Origin of the sequence: Novosphingobium organovorum (genome assembly GCF_022832435.1) — a bacterium.
Classification (GTDB): Bacteria; Pseudomonadota; Alphaproteobacteria; order Sphingomonadales; family Sphingomonadaceae; genus Novosphingobium; species Novosphingobium organovorum.
Genome location: NZ_JALHLF010000072.1, coordinates 1 through 18,817 on the forward strand (window position 1 = coordinate 1; position 18,817 = coordinate 18,817).

At 66.7% G+C, this 18,817-nt stretch carries 18 protein-coding genes; 8 read left to right on the forward strand and 10 right to left on the reverse strand.

Annotated elements, in window-relative coordinates:
- The 4 genes from nagZ to MTR62_RS15105 all read right to left on the reverse strand — a co-directional run.
- Positions 1–956: beta-N-acetylhexosaminidase (nagZ, locus tag MTR62_RS15090; protein WP_244022406.1), on the reverse strand; the 956-nt coding region annotated here is incomplete at its 3' end.
- Between the two features lie 216 nt (positions 957–1,172).
- A complete protein-coding gene (locus MTR62_RS15095) occupies positions 1,173–2,204 on the reverse strand; it encodes an SPOR domain-containing protein (RefSeq protein ID WP_244022408.1) in 1,032 nt (343 codons plus the stop codon).
- Between the two features lie 3 nt (positions 2,205–2,207).
- Positions 2,208–3,956, reverse strand: a complete 1,749-nt coding sequence (gene argS / locus MTR62_RS15100) for an arginine--tRNA ligase (protein ID WP_244022410.1) — start codon at positions 3,954–3,956, stop codon at positions 2,208–2,210.
- A gap of 139 nt (positions 3,957–4,095) precedes the next feature.
- Positions 4,096–4,722 carry a LysE family translocator gene (locus tag MTR62_RS15105; RefSeq protein ID WP_244022412.1) on the reverse strand — a complete coding sequence of 209 codons (627 nt, stop codon included), beginning with the start codon at positions 4,720–4,722 and terminating at the stop codon, positions 4,096–4,098.
- Between the two features lie 248 nt (positions 4,723–4,970).
- On the opposite strand from MTR62_RS15105, the gene MTR62_RS15110 reads away from it, so the two are divergent.
- On the forward strand, positions 4,971–5,894 hold the full coding sequence (locus tag MTR62_RS15110) for a bestrophin family protein (RefSeq protein WP_244022414.1): 924 nt from the start codon (positions 4,971–4,973) through the stop codon (positions 5,892–5,894).
- A 60-nt stretch (positions 5,895–5,954) separates the two neighbouring features.
- On the opposite strand, the gene MTR62_RS15115 is transcribed toward MTR62_RS15110, so the two are convergent.
- Both MTR62_RS15115 and MTR62_RS15120 read right to left on the reverse strand, forming a co-directional pair.
- A complete protein-coding gene (locus MTR62_RS15115; protein WP_244022416.1) occupies positions 5,955–6,626 on the reverse strand; it encodes a TVP38/TMEM64 family protein in 672 nt (223 codons plus the stop codon).
- Positions 6,623–7,417 carry a glycosyltransferase family 2 protein gene (locus MTR62_RS15120; protein WP_244022418.1) on the reverse strand — a complete coding sequence of 265 codons (795 nt, stop codon included), beginning with the start codon at positions 7,415–7,417 and terminating at the stop codon, positions 6,623–6,625. Before MTR62_RS15120 ends, MTR62_RS15115 begins: the two co-directional genes overlap by 4 nt.
- A 131-nt stretch (positions 7,418–7,548) precedes the next feature.
- Between MTR62_RS15120 and MTR62_RS15125 the strand changes: the two genes are divergently transcribed.
- From MTR62_RS15125 to MTR62_RS15135, 3 genes are all read left to right on the forward strand, one after another.
- On the forward strand, positions 7,549–8,856 hold the full coding sequence (locus MTR62_RS15125; RefSeq protein WP_244022420.1) for a hypothetical protein: 1,308 nt from the start codon (positions 7,549–7,551) through the stop codon (positions 8,854–8,856).
- 101 nt (positions 8,857–8,957) lie between these two features.
- Positions 8,958–10,298 carry a tRNA (N6-isopentenyl adenosine(37)-C2)-methylthiotransferase MiaB gene (miaB, locus tag MTR62_RS15130; protein ID WP_244022422.1) on the forward strand — a complete coding sequence of 447 codons (1,341 nt, stop codon included), beginning with the start codon at positions 8,958–8,960 and terminating at the stop codon, positions 10,296–10,298.
- Between the two features lie 23 nt (positions 10,299–10,321).
- Positions 10,322–11,020 (forward strand): alpha/beta fold hydrolase, encoded by a 699-nt coding sequence (locus MTR62_RS15135; protein WP_244022424.1) that lies wholly within the window; start codon positions 10,322–10,324, stop codon positions 11,018–11,020.
- A 70-nt stretch (positions 11,021–11,090) separates the two neighbouring features.
- Here the strand turns inward: MTR62_RS15135 and MTR62_RS15140 are convergent, their stop codons facing one another.
- The 3 genes from MTR62_RS15140 to ybeY form a co-directional block, all read right to left on the reverse strand.
- Positions 11,091–11,975, reverse strand: a complete 885-nt coding sequence (locus tag MTR62_RS15140; RefSeq protein ID WP_268739891.1) for a LysR substrate-binding domain-containing protein — start codon at positions 11,973–11,975, stop codon at positions 11,091–11,093.
- A 61-nt stretch (positions 11,976–12,036) separates the two neighbouring features.
- Positions 12,037–12,960, reverse strand: a complete 924-nt coding sequence (locus MTR62_RS15145; protein ID WP_244022428.1) for a hemolysin family protein — start codon at positions 12,958–12,960, stop codon at positions 12,037–12,039.
- A 23-nt stretch (positions 12,961–12,983) separates the two neighbouring features.
- The gene (gene ybeY / locus MTR62_RS15150; protein ID WP_244022430.1) at positions 12,984–13,475 is read right to left on the reverse strand and encodes an rRNA maturation RNase YbeY; all 492 of its coding nucleotides are present in this window, start codon (positions 13,473–13,475) and stop codon (positions 12,984–12,986) included.
- A gap of 220 nt (positions 13,476–13,695) precedes the next feature.
- Between ybeY and MTR62_RS15155 the strand changes: the two genes are divergently transcribed.
- Complete coding sequence (locus MTR62_RS15155) at positions 13,696–14,268, forward strand: NMCC_0638 family (lipo)protein (RefSeq protein ID WP_244022432.1); 573 nt, start codon at positions 13,696–13,698, stop codon at positions 14,266–14,268.
- Positions 14,269–14,441: 173 nt separating this feature from the next.
- On the opposite strand, the gene MTR62_RS15160 is transcribed toward MTR62_RS15155, so the two are convergent.
- Positions 14,442–15,482, reverse strand: a complete 1,041-nt coding sequence (locus MTR62_RS15160; RefSeq protein WP_244022434.1) for a PhoH family protein — start codon at positions 15,480–15,482, stop codon at positions 14,442–14,444.
- 430 nt (positions 15,483–15,912) lie between these two features.
- On the opposite strand from MTR62_RS15160, the gene MTR62_RS15165 reads away from it, so the two are divergent.
- The 3 genes from MTR62_RS15165 to MTR62_RS15175 all read left to right on the forward strand — a co-directional run bounded on the left by MTR62_RS15165 (position 15,913) and on the right by MTR62_RS15175 (position 18,735).
- Entirely contained in the window at positions 15,913–16,404 is a 492-nt protein-coding gene (locus tag MTR62_RS15165; protein ID WP_244022435.1) for an RcnB family protein, read from the forward strand.
- A 580-nt stretch (positions 16,405–16,984) separates the two neighbouring features.
- On the forward strand, positions 16,985–17,320 hold the full coding sequence (locus tag MTR62_RS15170; RefSeq protein WP_244022437.1) for a hypothetical protein: 336 nt from the start codon (positions 16,985–16,987) through the stop codon (positions 17,318–17,320).
- Between the two features lie 764 nt (positions 17,321–18,084).
- Positions 18,085–18,735: a hypothetical protein gene (locus tag MTR62_RS15175; protein ID WP_244022439.1), complete on the forward strand. Its 651-nt coding sequence runs from the start codon at positions 18,085–18,087 to the stop codon at positions 18,733–18,735.
- The last annotated feature ends 82 nt before the right edge of the window (positions 18,736–18,817 follow it).

Sequence of the window (18,817 nt, forward strand, 5' to 3'; positions counted from 1 at the left end):
CCGCGTCCCGCGTCCGGCGGGCACGAAGCGAGCGCCGCGGCCAGCCGCCCGGCGGTGCTTTCCGGCATCGTCGGCGCCGCCCTGGCGATGCCGATCATGTCGTCCATCTTCGCCCAGCAATTGAGCGCGATGTCGCAGCCCGCCGCCAGCGCGCGCGCGGCCCGCTCGGGCACGGTGCCCGAAAGCGCCTGCATGTCGAGGTCGTCGCTCAGCAGCAGGCCGGAAAAGCCGATCCGCCGCCGGATGATCTCCTCCACCACGAAGGGAGAGAGCGTACCGGGATTTTCCGCATCCCAGGCCGTGTAGCGCACGTGCGCGGTCATCCCGATCGGCGCCGCCGCCAATGTCCGGAAAGGACGCAGGTCAAGCTCCAGCTCGTCCGCGCTCGCGCTGACCGTGGGCAGCTCCTTGTGGCTGTCGGCCAGCGCCCGGCCGTGCCCCGGAATGTGCTTGATGCAGCCCACCACGCCCGCCTTGGCCAACCCGTCGAGCGTGGCGCGCCCGAGCGCGGCGACGCGCATCGGATCGTGCCCGAACGAGCGATCGCCGATGATGTCGTGCGCCCCGCTCTGGCGCACGTCGAGCGAGGGGTGGCAGTCCACCGTGATGCCCACTTCGGACAAGTCGAGCCCCAGCGCCTCGCCGTTGAGGCGCGCCGCCTCGATCGCGCTGGCGGGCGCGGTGTCGTAAAGCCGATCGAACACTTCGGCAGGGGGATAGGCGGGCCAGACCGGCGGTTTCATGCGCGCGACGCGGCCGCCTTCCTGATCGATGCTCACGAGCAGCCGGTCGCGCCCGTGCAGGCTGCGCAGGTCCTCGGTCAGCGCGCGCAGCTGGTCGCGGCTCTCCACGTTGCGCGCAAAGAGAATGTACCCCGCCGGATCGGCGTCGCGCAGGAAGGCGCGCTCGTCAGCGGTGAGGGTCAGGCCCGAAAGGCCGAAAATCGCAGGGATCATGCCCGTTTCATCGCGCAATCGGGCGCGGCGTGCAAGAAAGCTGCGGCAGGCGTATGTGGAATAAGGCGGGAAGACGAAAAATCGGGGCGTCCTTGCCCTCGGGCTCTGCGCTGGGCCCGCCTCACCGTTCTGAGCCGCCGGTGCGTGCGCAAGACGCGCACGGCAGGCTGGAGGTCAAGGCTGGAGGTCAAGGGGTGCCCCCCCTTGAACCCTTTCCTAGCGCTTCACCTGACACGACAGCCCGGCCTTGCGCATCCCCGCGCAGAGCGAGCGGGCCGCGGCCAGATCGCCCGGTACAGCCTGGAGGCGATAGACGGTGCCGATGTCGGCCTCGCCCTGGACGATTCGGTACTTGACGCCCGAGAGCCCTTCGTACTGTCCCTTGAGCGTGAGCCAGCCCTTCTCCGCGCTTTCCTTCGAGGTATAGGCGCCCACCTGCACGCCAACGCCGCTCACCGCGGCGGGCGAAGCCTTGGGAGCCGGTGCGGACGAAGGCGCGGGCGCGGTCGAGGGCTTGCCCACGCTCGAAAAGCCGGGCGCGGGGGCCGCGGGCTTGGCCGCGTCCTTTCCGTCAGCGATCTGGGGCATGCGGGTCTGCCCTTCGGCGACCGCAAAGCTGGTATCGCCGGTGCCGTCGACCACTTCGCCGCCGGGGTCCTGCGGCTTGGTCTTATAGGGTTCCTGCGGGGCTTCGATCACGCCTCCGGCCACCGTCGGCGCAGGGGCCGAGCCCGAACGCAGCGCCCAGAAAACACCGCCAGCCAAGAGAATGATCGCCGCCACCGCGAGGATCAGCAGCAGCGTGGTCTGGCCCAGCCCGCCGCGCTCATCCTCGTAATCCTCATCATCGCCTTCGAGCCAGGGCAGACGCATCGCGTCATCGCCCAGGTCCAGTTCGCTCGCCTCCTCGTAAGAAGACGACGCAGCCGACGCCGCCCCCGCAGCGGGTGCCGCCGCAGCGGGGGCGGCCGGTTGAGCGGAAGCCGCCGGAGCGCTCGTGAACGCGGAAAAGCCCGGCGAAGGCGCAGCAAAGGGCGCCCCATCGGTTGGCGCGAAGGGATCGATGTCATCGGCGAAGGGGTCCGCGTCGAAGGCATCGGGCTCGTAAGGGTCGGCGCGAAACGGCGCGGCGGGCGCACCGGTGCCCGCACCGCCGCTCGGCGTGTTCCAGTAATCGGGCGACGCCGCAGCGCCTTCACCACCCTGGGACGATCCGCCGTCCTTCCTGCCGAAATCCCCGCTCGCCATTGATTACATTTCCTCCACGGCCTCGACACCCAGAAGCGCCAGGCCGTTGCGCACGATCTGCCCCACTTGCGCGGCCAGGAACAGCCGCGCCGAAGTAAGGTTAACATCCGATGCGTTAACAATCCGCTTTTGTGGGTCATCGTTACCCAGATTGTAGTAACCATGGAAGGCCGCAGCGAGATCGTGCAGGTAGAACGCCACGCGGTGCGGTTCGCGCGCCGCGGCGGCAGACTCGATCACGCGGGGGAACTGTGCCAGCAGCTTGGCCACCTCGAGATCCTCTTCTCCCAGCTGCGAAAGGTGCTGCGCGGCGGGTTCGACGCCCAGCTCCCTGGCCCCCTTGCGCAGCATCGAACAGATGCGCGCATGGGCATATTGCACGTAGAAGACCGGGTTGTCCTTCGAGGTTTCCACCACTTTGGCGAAGTCGAAGTCCATCTGCGCATCGGGCTTGCGGGTCAGCATGGTGAAGCGCACCACGTCCTTGCCCACTTCCTCGACCATGTCGGCGATGGTGATGAAGTTGCCCGAACGCTTGGACATCTTGACCGGTTCGCCGTCGCGCAGCAGCTGGACCATCTGCACCAGCTTGATCTCGAAGGGCGTGGGCTCGCCCTCGGCACCGGTCATCGCCTTGACCGCGGCCTTGATCCGCTTGACCGTGCCAGCGTGATCCGCGCCCCAGATGTCGACCAGCGCGTCGGCGCTTTGCGCCTTCTGGTAGTGGTAGGCGAGGTCGGCGCCGAAATAGGTCCAGGTGCCGTCGGACTTCTTGATCGGACGGTCCTGATCATCGCCGAACTGGGTCGACTTGAACAGCGGCAGCTCGACCGGCTCCCAGTCCTCGGGCGTCTTGCCCTTGGGCGCTTCGAGCACGCCGTCGTAGACGAGGCCCTTGGCGCGCAGCCAGGCTTCGGCCTCGTCGGGCTTGCCCGAGGCCTGAAGCTCGGCTTCGGAGCTGAACACATCGTGGCGGATGCCAAGCTGGGCGAGGTCCGCGCGGATCATGTCCATCATCGCGGCCACCGCCTTCACGCGGAACAGCGCCAGCCATTCGGCTTCGGGGGCTTCGGCGTACTGGTCACCGAATTCGGCGGCAAGTTTTTCGCCCACGGGCTTGAGGTATTCGCCGGGGTAAAGCCCCTCGGGGATCACCGCCTCGCCAAGGCCAAGCGCCTCGCGATAGCGGATGTGCGCCGAACGCGCGAGGACCTGCACCTGCGCGCCCGCGTCGTTGACGTAGTATTCCTTGATGACCGTGTGCCCGGCGTATTCGAGCAGAGTCGCCAGCGCATCGCCGACCACCGCGCCGCGGCAATGGCCCATGTGCATAGGCCCGGTCGGGTTGGCCGAGACGTATTCGACGTTGACCGTGGTGCCCCCGCCCATCACCGAGCGGCCATAGTCCGCCGCCAGCGTGGCGATCGCGTTCAGCTCGTCGAGCCAGGCGGCGGGCGCGAGGCGCAAGTTGATGAAGCCCGGCCCGGCGATCTCGGCCGAGGTCACCGCATCGAGCTTTTCCAGTTCGGCCACCAGCGCCTCGGCCAGGTCGCGCGGCTTGAGCCCGGCGGGCTTGGCCAGCACCATCGCCGCGTTGGTCGCCAGGTCCCCGTGCGAAGGATCGCGCGGCGGCTCGACCGTGATCGCGCTTCGCTTGAGCCCCCCCGGCAGGGTTCCGGCGGCTTCCAGCGCATCGAGCGCGGCGGAAAGATGGCCTGCGAAGGCGGCGTAAAGGGTCAGGTTGTCGCTCATAAGGACGCGCGGATAGCCCAAGTCGCGGCAAAGGGGAACAGGGCGCGCGACACACACCACTATCGCGCGCGCGGACGATGACGATCAAGCCGCCAACGCGGTTTCTTCCGACTGTGTTGCCAAAGCTTTCGGGCGCACCTCAGCTGCGGCGCAGCGTGACGGTTGCCAGCCCCATCGCGACCAGCGCTATACCACCAGAGCGGGCCAATGTGCGGATCGCGCAACGCCCGTCAAGCGCCTGCCGCAGACGAGCCGCGAGCAAAGCGTAAGCCAGAGTATTGGTCGCGGCAAGGCCGACGAACGTCGCGACGAGTAACGCGAACTGTCCAGGCAGCGCCGCCTCGGGATCGATGAACTGCGGCACGAAGGCAATGAAGAACACGATCGACTTGGGGTTGAGCGCCGTCACGCTCGCGGCGTGGACGAAAACCCGCCCCGGCGACACCGCAACCGAGGCCTCCCCGTCATCGGCCAGATCCAGCGGCGGGCTGCGCAACAGCTTGATACCCAGATAGACAAGATAGGCCGCACCCACCCATCTAAGCAACACGAACAGCTTGGCAGAGGCCATGACCAGCGCCCCCAGCCCCGCCAGCGAGGCCGACATCGCGATGATGTCTCCCAACGCGACGCCCCCCACCGTCGCAAGCGCCACCCGACGCCCCTGACTCAACGCGTAGCTCAGCACGAGCAGGACTGTCGGCCCCGGAATGACGACCAGCACGAACGAAGCGCAGGCGAACGCGAACCAGACGTGAAAGGGCATAGACGAACCTCTGATGTCGGCATGAACGAGACGCTCTGCCACAAGGCCAATCAGCCCCGGATCACACCGGCTGTAAAGCCCTTTTCACACGACACATTCAACCACCATTTCCCCGTTCGCGCTGTAAAATCCGGTAACGTGCAGGCGGGGCTGGCGGCGTTTTGCCCCGCCTGCGCGCCCGGCCGTCCTGATCGCCATTGCACAGCGCGCAAGTGCAGCGCATAGGGCCGCGCCATGACGCCCCTTTCGTGTTCCCGTTTCGAATCGCCCCGCCCATGATCGTGCGCGAAAGCCCCAGCCTGCGCGACGTGCTGACCGCCACGCGCGGATCCATCCTGCCGCGAATCGTGCGCCCGCTCGTGCTGATCCTGCTCGTCTCGATCGGCGCGGTGCTGCTGGCCGCGTGGAAGCCCAGCCTGCTCGCCGATCTGGCGCCCATGCCCTTCACCCTGATCGGCATCGCGCTCTCGATCTTCATGAGCTTTCGCAACACCGTGTGCTACAACCGCTGGTGGGAAGGCCGCCAGCTGTGGGGCCGCCTGATCATCGCCACGCGCAGCTTCGCGCGGCAGGTTTCGACGCTCGAACGCGGGGATGCGGCGCCGCTGCTCGAAACCGTCGCGGGCTTCGTCGCCGGGCTCGGCGCGCGCCTGCGCGGTTACAACGAGGAATCGGCGATCGCGCGCCTGGCTGGCGATGCCGACTGGTCGGCCGCCCCCAACCCCACCGACGCCGCGCTGTGCGCCGTGGGCCAGGCCTGCCGCCGGCTGACCGACGCGGGCGTGATCGACCCGATCCACTACTCGGTACTCGAAATCCAGATTTCCGAAATGGCCTATGTCCAGGGCGGGTGCGAGCGGATCAAGATGACCCCGGTGCCCTTTTCCTATTCGCTGCTGCTGCACCGCACGGCCTACGCCTTCTGCCTGCTGCTGCCCTTTGCGCTGGCGACGACCTTGGGCTGGTGGACGCTGCTGCCCACGTTCCTCGTCGCCTATGCCTTCTTCGGGCTCGACGCGCTGGGCGATGAACTGGGCGATCCGTTCGGCACCGACGAAAACGACCTGCCGCTCGACGCCATGGTCCGCACGATCGAACGCGAACTGCTCCACGCCGCCGGGCACGCGGTGCTGCCCGCCCCGCTCGAACCGCGCGCGTTCGTCTTGCTTTGAGAGACAGGTGATCGGATTGGGCTCAAGGGGATTTTCCGCCCCCTGGCCCCGTCTACAGGCTCACGCCTCGCTCGGCGTCGCCTGGGCCATCTTGCCCAGCGCCGTGCGCACGCGCAGCAGCGCGATGGCGACAAAGGCGAAGCCCACGCCCCAGGCGGCCCACTGCAACAGGTTGGCGCTGCCCGCCATCATCGCCAGCCCCTTGCCCCCCAGCGCGCCGAGCACGACGTAGCCGACGAGCGCGGGCAGCGAGGCCAGCGTGCCGAGCAGGTAGCTGCGCTGGTCGATCGAACTGAGGCCGAGCGCGTAGCTGGTCGGCGCAAAGGGCATCACCGGGGAAATCCGCAGCAGCAGCACGAAACGCCAGCTTTCGCGGCCCACCGCCGCGTCCCAGCGCAGGCACCGGTCGCTGCGCCCGATCCAGCGCGCGATCCACGGCCGCAGGAACGAACGGGCCAGACCAAAGGCGATCCATCCCCCCAGCATCGTCGAGATCGCCGAGATGGCGATCCCCGCGCCGACACCGAAGCTCGCCCCCGCCATCATCGCGACGACGGCCGCGGGCAGGATGCCGGTTGCCGCGACCGCGATCTGGATCGAACCGAAGGCCACCCAGTTGGCGGCCATCGCCGCCTGCAGGTCGCCCAGCCGCTGGGCCAGCGTGACGAACAGAGCGTGCGCCTGCGCCCCCGGCGCGGACGCGAGGCCGGCCAGAAGCGCGCGCAGGCTCATGCCTGGACGCGGGTCACGGGTTCGGACCGGGGAAGCGTCACCGCCCCGCCGTCGGCCTGGAACAGCGGCGTCGCGTACCAGCCGAGCTTTGCCGCGCGGAACTGCGCCGCGGTTTTCAGCACGCCCAGGCCATAGACCACCGAGCGACGGAAATTGATGCTCGAGGCTTCCTCGAAGTAGCGCGTCGGGCAGGAAATCTCGCCGATCGCAAAGTCGAACCAGGTCGCCTGCGCGAGCATCTGGTTGTCGAACACGAAGTCGTCCGAGCAGGCCTCGAGCGGCAGCGCTTCGAGCACCTTGCGGCTCCAGGCGCGGTAGCCGGTGTGGTATTCCGACAGCTTCTGGCCGAGCAGCACGTTCTCGGCAAAAGTCAGCGCGCGGTTGGCGATGTACTTGTAGAGCGGCATCCCGCCCTTGAGCGCGCCCTTGCCCAGAATGCGCGAGGCGAGCACCGCGTCGTAGTGGCCCGAGGCGATCATCGCGACCATCGCGCGGATGAGCTGGGGCGAATACTGGTAATCGGGGTGGAGCATGACGACGATGTCCGCGCCGCGTTCGAGCGCGGCGGCGTAACAGGTCTTCTGGTTGCCGCCGTAGCCCCGGTTCTTTTCGTGGACGATGGTGTGGATGCCCAGCCTGCGCGCGACGTCCTGCGTCATGTCGCGGCTGCAGTCGTCGGTCAGGATGACGTCGTCGACGATGTCCATCGGGATTTCGCGGAAGGTGCGCACCAGCGTGAGTTCCGCGTTGTATGCGGGCAGGACCACTGCCACGCGCTTACCATCGATCATCCGTCTTGCCCCTGCCAGAATCAGTTCCAGGTCCGTGTCCCGAGTGCTAGGCCCGCCAGGGTTAATTATTTGCGAAACCCGCGTAACTTGGCGCTTCCCCGCCGCCACGATTGCCGTAATAACCCGGAGCCATGACCACGCCCCGCTCGCGCGTCCGCATCCCCTTCGCCGCCTGGCCACTGCTCGTCCCGATCGCGCTTTTCGCCGCGATGGCCGCCCTGTACCTGTCGGGCGCGCTGGGCCTCTATTTCGCCGCGCTGCGCGGCTGGGGCATCATTCCCTACCCCTGGCCCTTCGTGGATACCGACACGGTGATGTCCGCCCTGCGCTGCCTGCGCAAAGGGGTCGACGTCTACGCCGCCAATCCCTGCGATCCCGAACGGCGCCCGTTCGACTATTCGCCCTTGTGGATGGCGCTCAGCGTCTTTCCGGTGACCAAGGCGTGGATCGCGCCGACCGGGCTGGCGATCGACCTCGGTTTCCTTGCCGCGCTGTTCCTGTTGCCGCGCGTGCGCGATCGTCGCGCGGCGGTGCTGATGACGCTGGGCACGGTTTCGAGCGGGGTGGTCTTCGCGCTCGAGCGGGGCAACAACGACCTCATCCTCTTCGTGCTGGGCGCCGGAGCCGCCGCGCTGCTGCTGGCCGGGTGGGGCCGCCGGCGCCTGGGCTACGCGCTGCTGTTCCTGGCCGGGCTGCTCAAGTTCTACCCGATGCTGACAATGGCGCTGGCGCTGCGCGAGCGGCCGGGACGCTTCGCCGCGCTCACCCTGCTCTCGTGCGCCGGACTGGGCGCGTTCCTCGCGATCACCTGGCCCGACCTTTCGCGCGTGCTGGCGATCATCCCCACCGGCACCCCGTTCGGCGACATGTTCGGCTCGATCGTCGTCGCGCTGGGCCTGACCAAACTGGTGGGCCTGCCCGATGGCGCGGTGCCCCTGGTGCGTCTCGCGATGATCGCGTTCAGCCTCACAGGGGCGCTGGTGATGGGGCTTCAGGGCGAGACCCACCGCGCGCTCGCCGCGCTCACCGCGCGCGAGCGCAGCTTCCTGCTGGTCGGCGCGCTGCTCACCATCGCCTGCTTCTTCACCGCGCAGAACATCGGCTACCGCGTCATCCACCTGCTACTCGCGCTGCCCGCGCTGCTGGCGCTGCGCGCCTTTGCACCGTCGCTGCGCTTTCGCTGGATGCCGGGCGCGGTGCTGCTCTCGCTGTGGGGCGAGGCCTGGCGCAACCACGGCCCGACGCTGGGGCGCTACGTGTTCGGCAGCGAGGGGGTCGCCAGCCTGTCGCTATGGCTCGCCAAGGAGGGGGTATGGTGGTTCCTCGTCACCGTGCTGGCGGCCTACCTCGTCGCCTTCGCGCGGCATTCGGCGATGGGAGCCTGGCTCGCGGCACGGCTGGGCGTGCCCGCCCCCGCGCCCTCCTTTGCCGCCGACTGACCACGCCCACCCGTCCAGCCCCTCTCCACCGGCGCCTCTTCACAGGCACCTCTTCACAGGCACCTCTTCAAAAGCCGCGCAAACCCGTGTATCGGCGCGCGATGCCCGATACTGCACCTGCGATTCCCAAGACCTACCGCGTCAAGAGCTTCGGCTGCCAGATGAACGTCTACGACGGCGATCGCATGGCCGAACTGCTCGCCGAGCAGGGCATCACCCCCGCGCCCGAGGGTGAGGACGCCGATCTCGTCGTGCTCAACACCTGCCATATCCGCGAGAAGGCGGCCGAGAAGGTCTATTCGGACATCGGGCGCCTGCGCCGCGAGGATGGCAGCTCGCCGCTGATCGCGGTTGCGGGCTGCGTCGCGCAGGCCGAGGGCGAGGAAATCATGGCCCGCGCCCCCGCGGTGAAGATGGTCGTCGGCCCGCAGGCCTACCACCGCCTGCCCGCGATGGTGAAAGCCGCGAGCGAAGGCCGCCGCACGACGGACACCGACATGCCCGCCGAAACCAAGTTCGACGCGCTGCCCAAGCGCCGCCGCGCCGGGCCGACCGCCTTTCTCACCGTGCAGGAAGGGTGCGACAAGTTCTGCACCTATTGCGTGGTGCCCTACACCCGCGGCGCGGAAATCTCGCGTCCCCACGCCGATCTGATCGACGAGGCCAAGCGGCTGGTCGATGCGGGCGCGCGCGAAATCACCCTGCTGGGCCAGAACGTCAACGCCTGGACCGGCGAAAACGCGCGCGGCCAGACGCTCGGGCTCGACGGGCTGATCCGTGAGCTGGCCGAGATCCCCGACCTCGCGCGTATCCGCTATACCACCAGCCACCCCAACGACATGACGCCGGGCCTGATCGAGGCGCACGGCAGCATCGCCAAGCTGATGCCCTTCCTCCACCTGCCGGTGCAGGCGGGATCGGACCGGGTGCTCAAGGCAATGAACCGCGCGCACCACGTCGAAAAGTACCTGCGCATCCTCGAAGAGGTGCGCCAGGCCCGCCCCGACATCGCGCTTTCGGGCGATTTCATCGTCGGCTTCCCGGGCGAGACCGAGGCCGAATTCGCCGAGACGCTCGCGCTCGTCGATGCGGTGGGGTACGCGCAGTGCTTCAGCTTCAAGTATTCGCCGCGTCCGGGTACGCCCGCCGCGACGATGGGCGACCAGATTCCCGCCGCGGTGATGGACGAACGCCTCAAGCGCCTGCAGGACGCGCTCAACCGCGACCAGCTGGCCTTCAACACCGCCTCGGTCGGCAAGACCTGCGAGGTCCTGGTCGAACGCAAGGGCAAGCATCCGGGCCAGTGGCTGGGCAAGTCGCCCTGGCTCCAGTCAGTCCACTTCACCGGCGATGTCGCGGTGGGCGATGTGGTGCGCGTGGCGCTCACCAGCGCCGGCCCCAACAGCCTGGGCGCCGCGCTGATCGCACCCGTCGCCGCCTGACCGTTCGAACCGGCCCCATCGCGATGCCCGATCCGCGCCAGCCGCTGGTGCTCGTCCCTGGGCTAGCCTGCAACCAAACCGTGTGGGAGGCGCAGGTCGCTGCGCTTGCCGACGTGGCGCAGGTGACCATCGGCGATACGCTGAGCGATCCCTCGATCCCGGCGATGGCGCAGCGTATCCTCGCCACCGCGCCCGCGCGCTTCGCGCTCGCCGGGTTCTCGATGGGCGGCTACGTGACGATGGAAATCTGGCGCCAGGCGCCCGAACGGATAACCCGCATCGCCTTTGTCGACACGACCGCCGGAGCCGACGATGCGGACGCGCTGCGCCTGCGTGAGGCCGCCATCGCGACCGCCGAGGCGCGCAGCCTCGAAGCGGTGCTGCGCGGCAGCCTGCAACGCCTCGTCCACCCCAGCGCGCCGCGCGAGGTGGCCGAACGGGTCGTCGCGATGGCGCTCGACGTCGGGCTCGAACGCTTTGCGATCCAGCAGCGCGCGATCCAGCACCGCCCCGATTCGCACGCGGACCTCGCAAGCGTCGCGGTCCCCGCGCTGATCCTCGCGGGCGCGCAGGACAGGCTGATCGCGCCCGAACGGCTCGAACGGCTCCACCGCACCATCCCCGCCGCGCGGCTCGCGCTGATCGCGGACTGCGGCCACATGGCGCCGATGGAAAAGCCCGCCGAAGTGACCCGGCACATGCGCGGCTGGCTGGCCGCCTGAACCCGCCTCGCGCCGCCCCTCCCGCAAACGGGGGGGGGCGTGCGAGGGTTCCGGATTTTGGATCGGTCTCTTAGAGCCCGGCCTGCTGGAGCCACTCGTGGAACATGCGCACGGGCCGCGTTTCGAGCGCCTTGGGGCGGCACACGAACCAGTAGCGGTAAGGGCTTTCGACGTCGATGTCGTAGAGCCGCGCCAGACGCGCGTCGTTCGAGCGGCGGAAGTGATCGTCGTGCATGATCGCGATCCCGAGCCCTTGCGCCGCGGCCTCGAGCACCAGTTGGCCGGAATCGAACTTGTCGACCGAGGCCGGCTCGAGATCGGGCATGCCGATCGCCCTCTTCCACGCATCGAGGCTGTCGGGCAGGTCCTGGTGGATCAGGAAGGTCTGCTTGCCCAGCTTCTCACGATCAGGCTTGGGGCCGAGTTCAGCGGCCAGATCGCGCGAGACGATGCCGTAGACCTTGTTGTGGTCGAGCTGGACGCGGTAGAACGCCGGATCGGGTTCCTTGGCCAGAATGACGGCGGCGTCAAGCGTATCGCCCACGCGCGCTTCAAGGTGCGCGCCAGTGTCGATGTCGATGTGCAGGCGCGGGTGCAGCTTGCGCAGCTCGGGCAGGCGCGGGAACAGCCGCTGGCCGCCGAACAGCGTGGGCACGCCCAGGTGCAGGCGCAGCACCTGGCCGCGATCGATCTGCGATTCGACCGCCTCGGCGAGCTCTTCGAGCTTGGGGCCCACGACGTTGTAGAACGCCTGGCCTTCGTCGGTCAGCTTCATCGCCTGGTGCTGGCGCGTGAACAGGCGCTTGCCGGTGAAATCCTCGAGCGCGGCGACGCGGCGCGACAGCGCCGACGGACTGAGCGCCAGCTCGTTGGCCGCCGCCTTGGCGGAACCGAGGCGAACCACGCGCACGAACGCTTCCAGAGCGCGCAGGGGAGGGAGTCGACGTACAGGCAAATTCAGGTCTTTTCCGTTAGGGTCGCCGGACGCGGGAGTGCGACGGCTTGCTCCGATACTTTCAGTTTTCCTCTCGCACGGCCTGCTCCAACGGGGGGTGGAGGCGAAGCCGTGTGACGTGCCGCTCGTTCCCGTCGGTTATTTCTATGCGCCAGCCGCTCTTGTGTTCCAGCACCGTCCCGACGTGCGGGACCTGTTCGGCCAGGACGAACGCCAGACCGCCCAGAGTATCGACCGCTTCCTCGATTTCGGCAAGCCGTGGATCGATTCGCTCGGCGACATCGTCCAGTTCCGCGCGCGAATCGGCGTCCCATACGCCATTTTCGAGCGGAACCAGCCATTCTTCCGCAGCCTCGTCGTGCTCGTCCTCGATGTCGCCGACGATTTCCTCGACGAGGTCCTCGATGGTGATGATCCCGTCGGTGCCGGTGTATTCATCGATCACCACCGCGAGATGGACGCGCTGCGCACGCATGTCGGCCAGCACATCGAGCGCGCCGCGCGCCTGGGGCACGAACAGCGGCCGACGCAGCAGGCTCGACCAGTCAGCGGGCGGATCCTCGCGCCGGGCGAGGATCGGGAACACGTCCTTGATGTGGATCATGCCCTTCACCTCGTCGAGCGATTCGCCGTAGACCGGCAGGCGCGAATGGCCGTGTTCGGCAAAGGCCTCGACCACCTCATCCCAGCTGGCCGAGGCGGGAATGGCGATGATTTCGCCGCGCGGGATAGCCACGTCATCGGCGTCGTGTTCGGAGAAGTGGAGGAGATTGCGCAGCATCTGGCGCTCGAGCGGGGAGAGGTCACCCTTGCCCTCGCGACCCTGGGCCCCATCATCCTCGTGGTTGTTGATGACGTCCTCGATCTGCGCGCGCAGCGACTGATCGGCGTCCCCCTGGAACAGTTTGCGAAAGGCACGCCAGAGCGTGCCGGTACTGTCTCCGTCTCCGGAACCGGAATCGGTATGGCGGCCATTGTCGGCCATCGTGCTTGGGTATCCCTCGAAGTCTAGGTTCGATCCCCATATGGGTCGGCAATGGCAAGAAACGCAAGTGCCTTTGTTTCGAGTGCCTCCATGGCGATCGCGTCCTGTTCCGAAATCTCGTGATCGAGCCCGGCCAGGTGGAGCAGGCCGTGGATCAGAAGATGCGTCGCATGATCTTGAATAGAAACATTTTTATCCACAGACTCACGCCCGCAGGTCTCCGCCGCCAGGGCTATGTCACCCAGCATTTCAGGCGGACCGTCGGGCGATAAATGCAACAGATCGTTACGTTCGAGCATGGGAAAGGACAGCACGTTGGTGGGCTTGTCCTTGCCGCGCCATTCGCGGTTAAGCGCGTGGACCTGCGAATCCGAGGTGAACAGCACGCTGGCCAGCAGCCGCTCGTTATCCAGCTCGGGCGCCACCTGGACCAGCGCCTCCAGCGCGCGCTGGGCCAGGTCGGCCCAGTCAGTGTCCGCATCCCAGGGCTGTTCGATGTCGATTTCGAGTTCCATGACCTGGCCCTTTAAGCCCTGTTTCCCGGCGGGTCGAGCCGGCGCGGACGGGCGAGGCTGGATTTGCCGCGTTGCCATGGTTTATCCATGGCTGATCGTCGACCAAGCGGCCAGACGGGACGGGACGGCGCGATGAGGGGAGATCGGGGCTATGGCAGCGGGCATGATGGCGGCGTCACTGGCAATGTCATTGGCAGGGGCTCGGGGCGTAAGCGCGGCGGTGGGCACACCTGCCGCGCCGGATGAATTCGCCGGGATCGTCGCGGTTTACGAAGACGTGTGCCTCAAGACCTTTCCCGATGATGCCGCACTGATCACCCGGATGGAGCAGCTGGGCTGGCGCCCTCTCAGCCCGGACGCGGTCAAGGTCACGATGGGCGACGATCCCGCCCGTGGCTGGCAAAGCCCGACGAGCGCGACCAGCGTGTGGCTCGAATTTCCGCCCTATCACGCGTGCTCGGTTCGCTGGAACGCCCCGCAAAGGCCCGACCCGGCCCCTTACGAGGCGGCCAAACAGCGTTACGTCGCGGCCTATCGCGCCCGCCAGCCGCAGCCAAGCGCGCAGGACGGACACTGGGAGCGTGACCTCACCGACGCAAACATGCACGTGGACGTGCGCTACACGACCTTGCAGGCGCGGCCCGAAGCGCGCGATCCCGCGGACCTCAAAATCGAAAACCTGATGTTCGTCGCGCAGAGCCTCAACGATCCCGAACGCCGCGCGGCGGGTGAAACGGGCTACGTCCTGCGCTTCGTGCACCAGTTGCCGCCGGCGGGCGATCCCAACGGATGAAGGACAACGCCATGTTTCAAGCGGACACCCGCCTTGCCCCCACGACGGGCAAGCGCAGCCTTCGCCGCTGGTAACGCACGAAAAGCGTGTGGTCGAAAGGAGCGCGAAGCGCAGGGTGGACGCCTCCGGCTTCGCGCTTTTGCGAATGTCGATTTCGCCCGGCCGGTTCGGCCTCAGGCTTCGTCGTACTGCGAGAGCGGACCTTCGTAAGCCTCGACGATGCGCCCCACGATCGGGTGGCGCACGACGTCGGCGGCCGAAAAGCGGGTGACCGCGATGCCGTCCACGCCCTCCAGCTTGTCCACCGCATCGGCGAGCCCGCTCATGCGCTGGCCGCCGGGAAGGTCGATCTGCTTGGGGTCGCCGCAGACCACCATCCGGCTGTTCTGGCCAAAGCGGGTGAGGAACATCTTCATCTGCTCGCGCGTGGTGTTCTGCGCCTCGTCGAGGATGACGAAGGCATCGGCCAGCGTGCGGCCGCGCATGAAGGCAATCGGCGCGATCTCGATCTCGCCGCTCGCCAGCCGGCGTTCGACCTGTTCGGGCGGCATGCAGTCGTAGAGCGCGTCGTAAAGCGGACGCAGGTAGGGATCGACCTTGTCCTTCATGTCGCCGGGCAGGAAGCCGAGCTTCTCACCCGCCTCGACCGCGGGGCGCGAGAGGATCAGACGCTGGACCGAACCGGTCATCAGCTGGCTGACCGCCTGTGCGACCGCGATGTAGGTCTTGCCGGTGCCTGCCGGACCAAGCGCGAAGATCACGTCGTTGCGGGTCAGCGCGCGCATGTATTCGACCTGCGTCGCCGAGCGCGGCACGATCGTCTTCTTGCGCGTGCGGATCATGATCGGCGGGCTCTTGCCGCCGTCGCCGGTGATGATCCCTTCGAGGGTCGGCTCGGCGGACATCGAGATCAGCGCCTCGATCGCACCCGAGTCGAGCTCGCGGCCCTGTTCGAGCTGCTTGTACATGCCAATCAGGGTTTCGCGTGCACGGGCCACGGCGTCTTCGGGTCCTTCGATCTGGATCTTGTTGCCCCGCGCGGCGATGTAGACGCCAAGGCGGTTTTCGACCTGCACGAGATTGGAGTCGAACTGCCCGAACAGGGCCCCTAGCAGCGTGGGTTCGTCGAATTCGACTTCGACACGGGCGCGACGGTGGGTGTCGGGCCTCAAATGCACCGTTTCGTTGTCGGTACGAGCTGCTTTACGGGCCATGCGTTCCTTTCTGTGAGGACAGGCTTCTTGTTTCTCGAAGGATGGCCTTCGCGCGCGCGGCTGGCAAGAGGGCGCCGCGCACAGGCGCATTGGACGGTGGAAAAAACACGCCGTGACAGCGCGAATCGTCCTGATAGGCGACGACGTGATCGCTTGTGCACACAACCGGGCCCTTTTGGACGACAGGCCCCCGCCGCCGTGTCGCAGCGGAGCCTCGCCCTGGCGCAGCGCGTCGCCGCCTGCCGCGCGCCGGTTCCCACATCCCGACGCGCGCAGGCACCGGTTTGCGCACGTTTGGAGCCAGTTGTCGCAACAATGCGACACTCCTGACCGGATTCTGTACGGGCCAGTCCTGATTTATTCAGACGAAATGCGGGAAACCTGAACGCCAAGGCCGCGTTGTTCGGCTTTACGAAAAAGGAGATGCGACATGCGTAAGTTCGTAACCATGGCCCTGGCCACCTCGATGCTGATCCCCGCGCTCGCCGTGCCGACGATGGCCTCGGCCCAGAGCTACCGCGAGGCGCGCGAGAGCCAGCGCGACGTGCGCGACGCCAAGCACGACCTGCGGCAGGCCGAGCGCCATGGCGACCGTCACGACGTGCGCGAGGCCCGCAAGGACGTGCGCCACGCCCAGCGCGAGGCCCGTCAGGACTGGCGCGACTACCGCAAGGCCCACCGCAGCGCGTACAAGCGCCCCGCCTATGTCGGTCCGCGCGGCTACCGCTACGCCCCCGTCGCCGTGGGGCACCGCTTCGCCCCGGCCTATTACGGCGATCGCTATTGGGTGCGTGATTACGCCCGCTACCGTCTGCCCGCTCCGCGCGCCGGCGCACGCTGGGTCCGCTACAACAACGATGTCGTGATGATCAACATCCGGACTGGACGCGTCCTTACCGTCTACAACGGCTTCTTCTGGTAAGATTCCGGCCTCATCGACGAGTCCCCTCTGGCGGCCCCGGTGCGCGAACACCGGGGCCGTTCGCGTGGGCGCCCGGCCAGCCCCGGCTCCCTTGCGAACCGGCGTGACGGACGCCGGTTCGCGATTGGACGTGCGGGGTGACCGGTGGATGCCCCCGCCCTTGCTTGTGCATCGGCCAGCGGAGCGATAGCCTGCCCGCCATGTCGATCCCCCTTCGCGCTGCATCGCGTCCAGCCGTGGGCGTTCTCGCGCCTGCCCTAACTCTTGCCCTCTCGCTGGCGCTCGCCGCGTGCAAGGGTGACGCGCCGCCTTCCCCCTCCCCCAGCAGCGAAGCCAGTGCCCCGGCAAACGAAGCCGTCCTCACCCCGCCCGATCCCAAGGCCTGGGTGCGTAGCTATCTCGACAAGGAACTGGGCGGAGGCCTGGGCACCATCCACGTCGATACCGCCCGCTACGATCTCGACGGGGATGGCACCGACGAAGTGCTCGCCTACGCCAGTGGTGCGATGATGTGCGGCACCGGCGGATGCGACCTGCTGGTACTCAAGCCGAGCCAGCAAGGCTACACGATCGTCGGAGNGTGCTCGCCTACGCCAGTGGTGCGATGATGTGCGGCACCGGCGGATGCGACCTGCTGGTACTCAAGCCGAGCCAGCAAGGCTACACGATCGTCGGAGACCTCTCGGTGGTCCAGCTGCCGGTCGGCGTGCTGGCAAGCAAGACCAACGGCTGGCACGATCTTGCCGTCTCGGTCTCGGGCGGCGGCGAACCCTCCTCGATCCGCCGCGTCCCCTTCGGCGGCACGCGCTATGCTTCCAATCCGACCACCGCCGGCGACACCGAACCCGACACACTGGGCACCGTCCTGCTCTCCCCCGACACCCGGCCCGACAAGCCGGCCGCGTCGCAAGACTGAGGCGTTTTGCCTCGAGCGGCATCGCCAAACGGCTCAAAAAGCGCTTTAAAACAGATTGGTATGGCGGCCGCTCGCCGACTTGACGCGGCACAACCCCTGGGCGAACCCGGCACGCCCAACCGACGATGAAGAAGCCGGAGCGATGCAAAACAAGAAGGAGTTTCGAGGGCCATCGCCCTCGAGCTCCCCAGACTTGGCGAAGGCGGGCTGCGACCACCAAGGCCGCGCCTGATGGGACGAGGCAGGCGCGACCGCCCGGTTCCCTGGCCGATCCGATCAGTCCGCGCTTGAGAACGCCGGGAAACTGCCGTTACGCTGCCCCACCCCGCTGCGACGAGCGTCGCCTGCGTCTCCGCAAATCTCGCCGCCCCCACAAGCGGGAAGCGGAACAGCACCACGCCCTCCCGCCCGCCGGAAGGCTTGGGAACGAAGGGACCTAGCCACGGGGGTGGGCTGAACGCCAACCCCGGTTAAGGGGTGTCTACCGCTAGGCCGCATGGCGCCCAAGGTGGTCGTTCTAGATCCAAGTCAATGTCCTCAAAATCGGACGACCCGCTTTCCCACGCCGGCTGAGGCAGCCCAGCAATTGATGTCGCCAGCAGTCCTGTTGGCGTTGATGGCCGCCGGTCTGGGCGACAGAGTTTAACACTTGGACGCGTATATTCGTTGGCACGGTGAGTTTTTGAAATTTCCGAACACGAATTCGACGAGCATCACTACGTTAGGATGGATTTCGTTAACAAAAGCAATTTACCGTAAATTCCATGCGTCAGAAGTACCATGATATTATTCGAAACATACCTCATCCGCCAATCTGGTGGTTCGAGGGTATTCCTCGATATGAAGCATTTTCCCCAGCGATTATAGGCACATTTGAGATCGCTTTGGTGCATACCGAATGTCGGAGTTGCAGAACGCGTTACGATATAGCGATCAAACCTCAGCCGCCACTATACCATAGCCTACGCAATATTCTTGCCTATACGAATGCCTTGGAGGTTGGTGACCCACCATTTGCCTGCGATGAGCTAGGGGCGCAGTGTAATATGGGCTATGCGATGTCGTCCCTTGAATTCAAAATCTTGGAGTTCTGGTGTCGGAGTGATGTGCGATCTGAATGGCAACGCATCTCCCATCTCGAGCAGCCGCTCGTAGATGCGAATTGGGATGGCGAAAACGCCAATATTCTGCCGGATCCCATCTTTTTGCGCATAGCAAACTCCGACAGAAACGCAGAATGGCGAAATGCGCGACAGCAGGGCCAATTTTCGCAAATGATCGAAATTCTCAGGGAATTCGGATGCGAACGTCCAATTGAAGTAGCGAATATGTTGGATCTTGATCGCCGGGAAAAATCACTGATGCGTGAGCTTCGCGAATTGCACCAAATTCGTCTTAGAGGGTCCGTTAGCTGACGCCTATCGGTGATGTCTCCTTTAGCGGACTGCCACCTCCAAACCGGATAGGGTGGATGGCTCCCGCTCACGGCATCAAAGT

Excerpts from the sequence above, each read along its gene's own strand:
- MTR62_RS15095 (WP_244022408.1), bottom strand. The coding sequence starts at position 2,204 with ATGGCGAGCGGGGATTTCGGCAGGAAGGACGGCGGATCGTCCCAGGGT.
- argS (WP_244022410.1), bottom strand. The coding sequence starts at position 3,956 with ATGAGCGACAACCTGACCCTTTACGCCGCCTTCGCAGGCCATCTTTCC.
- MTR62_RS15105 (WP_244022412.1), bottom strand. The coding sequence starts at position 4,722 with ATGCCCTTTCACGTCTGGTTCGCGTTCGCCTGCGCTTCGTTCGTGCTG.
- MTR62_RS15115 (WP_244022416.1), bottom strand. The coding sequence starts at position 6,626 with ATGAGCCTGCGCGCGCTTCTGGCCGGCCTCGCGTCCGCGCCGGGGGCG.
- MTR62_RS15120 (WP_244022418.1), bottom strand. The coding sequence starts at position 7,417 with ATGATCGATGGTAAGCGCGTGGCAGTGGTCCTGCCCGCATACAACGCG.
- MTR62_RS15125 (WP_244022420.1), top strand. The coding sequence starts at position 7,549 with ATGACCACGCCCCGCTCGCGCGTCCGCATCCCCTTCGCCGCCTGGCCA.
- miaB (WP_244022422.1), top strand. The coding sequence starts at position 8,958 with ATGCCCGATACTGCACCTGCGATTCCCAAGACCTACCGCGTCAAGAGC.
- MTR62_RS15135 (WP_244022424.1), top strand. The coding sequence starts at position 10,322 with ATGCCCGATCCGCGCCAGCCGCTGGTGCTCGTCCCTGGGCTAGCCTGC.
- MTR62_RS15145 (WP_244022428.1), bottom strand. The coding sequence starts at position 12,960 with ATGGCCGACAATGGCCGCCATACCGATTCCGGTTCCGGAGACGGAGAC.
- ybeY (WP_244022430.1), bottom strand. The coding sequence starts at position 13,475 with ATGGAACTCGAAATCGACATCGAACAGCCCTGGGATGCGGACACTGAC.
- MTR62_RS15160 (WP_244022434.1), bottom strand. The coding sequence starts at position 15,482 with ATGGCCCGTAAAGCAGCTCGTACCGACAACGAAACGGTGCATTTGAGG.
- MTR62_RS15165 (WP_244022435.1), top strand. The coding sequence starts at position 15,913 with ATGCGTAAGTTCGTAACCATGGCCCTGGCCACCTCGATGCTGATCCCC.
- MTR62_RS15175 (WP_244022439.1), top strand. The coding sequence starts at position 18,085 with ATGCGTCAGAAGTACCATGATATTATTCGAAACATACCTCATCCGCCA.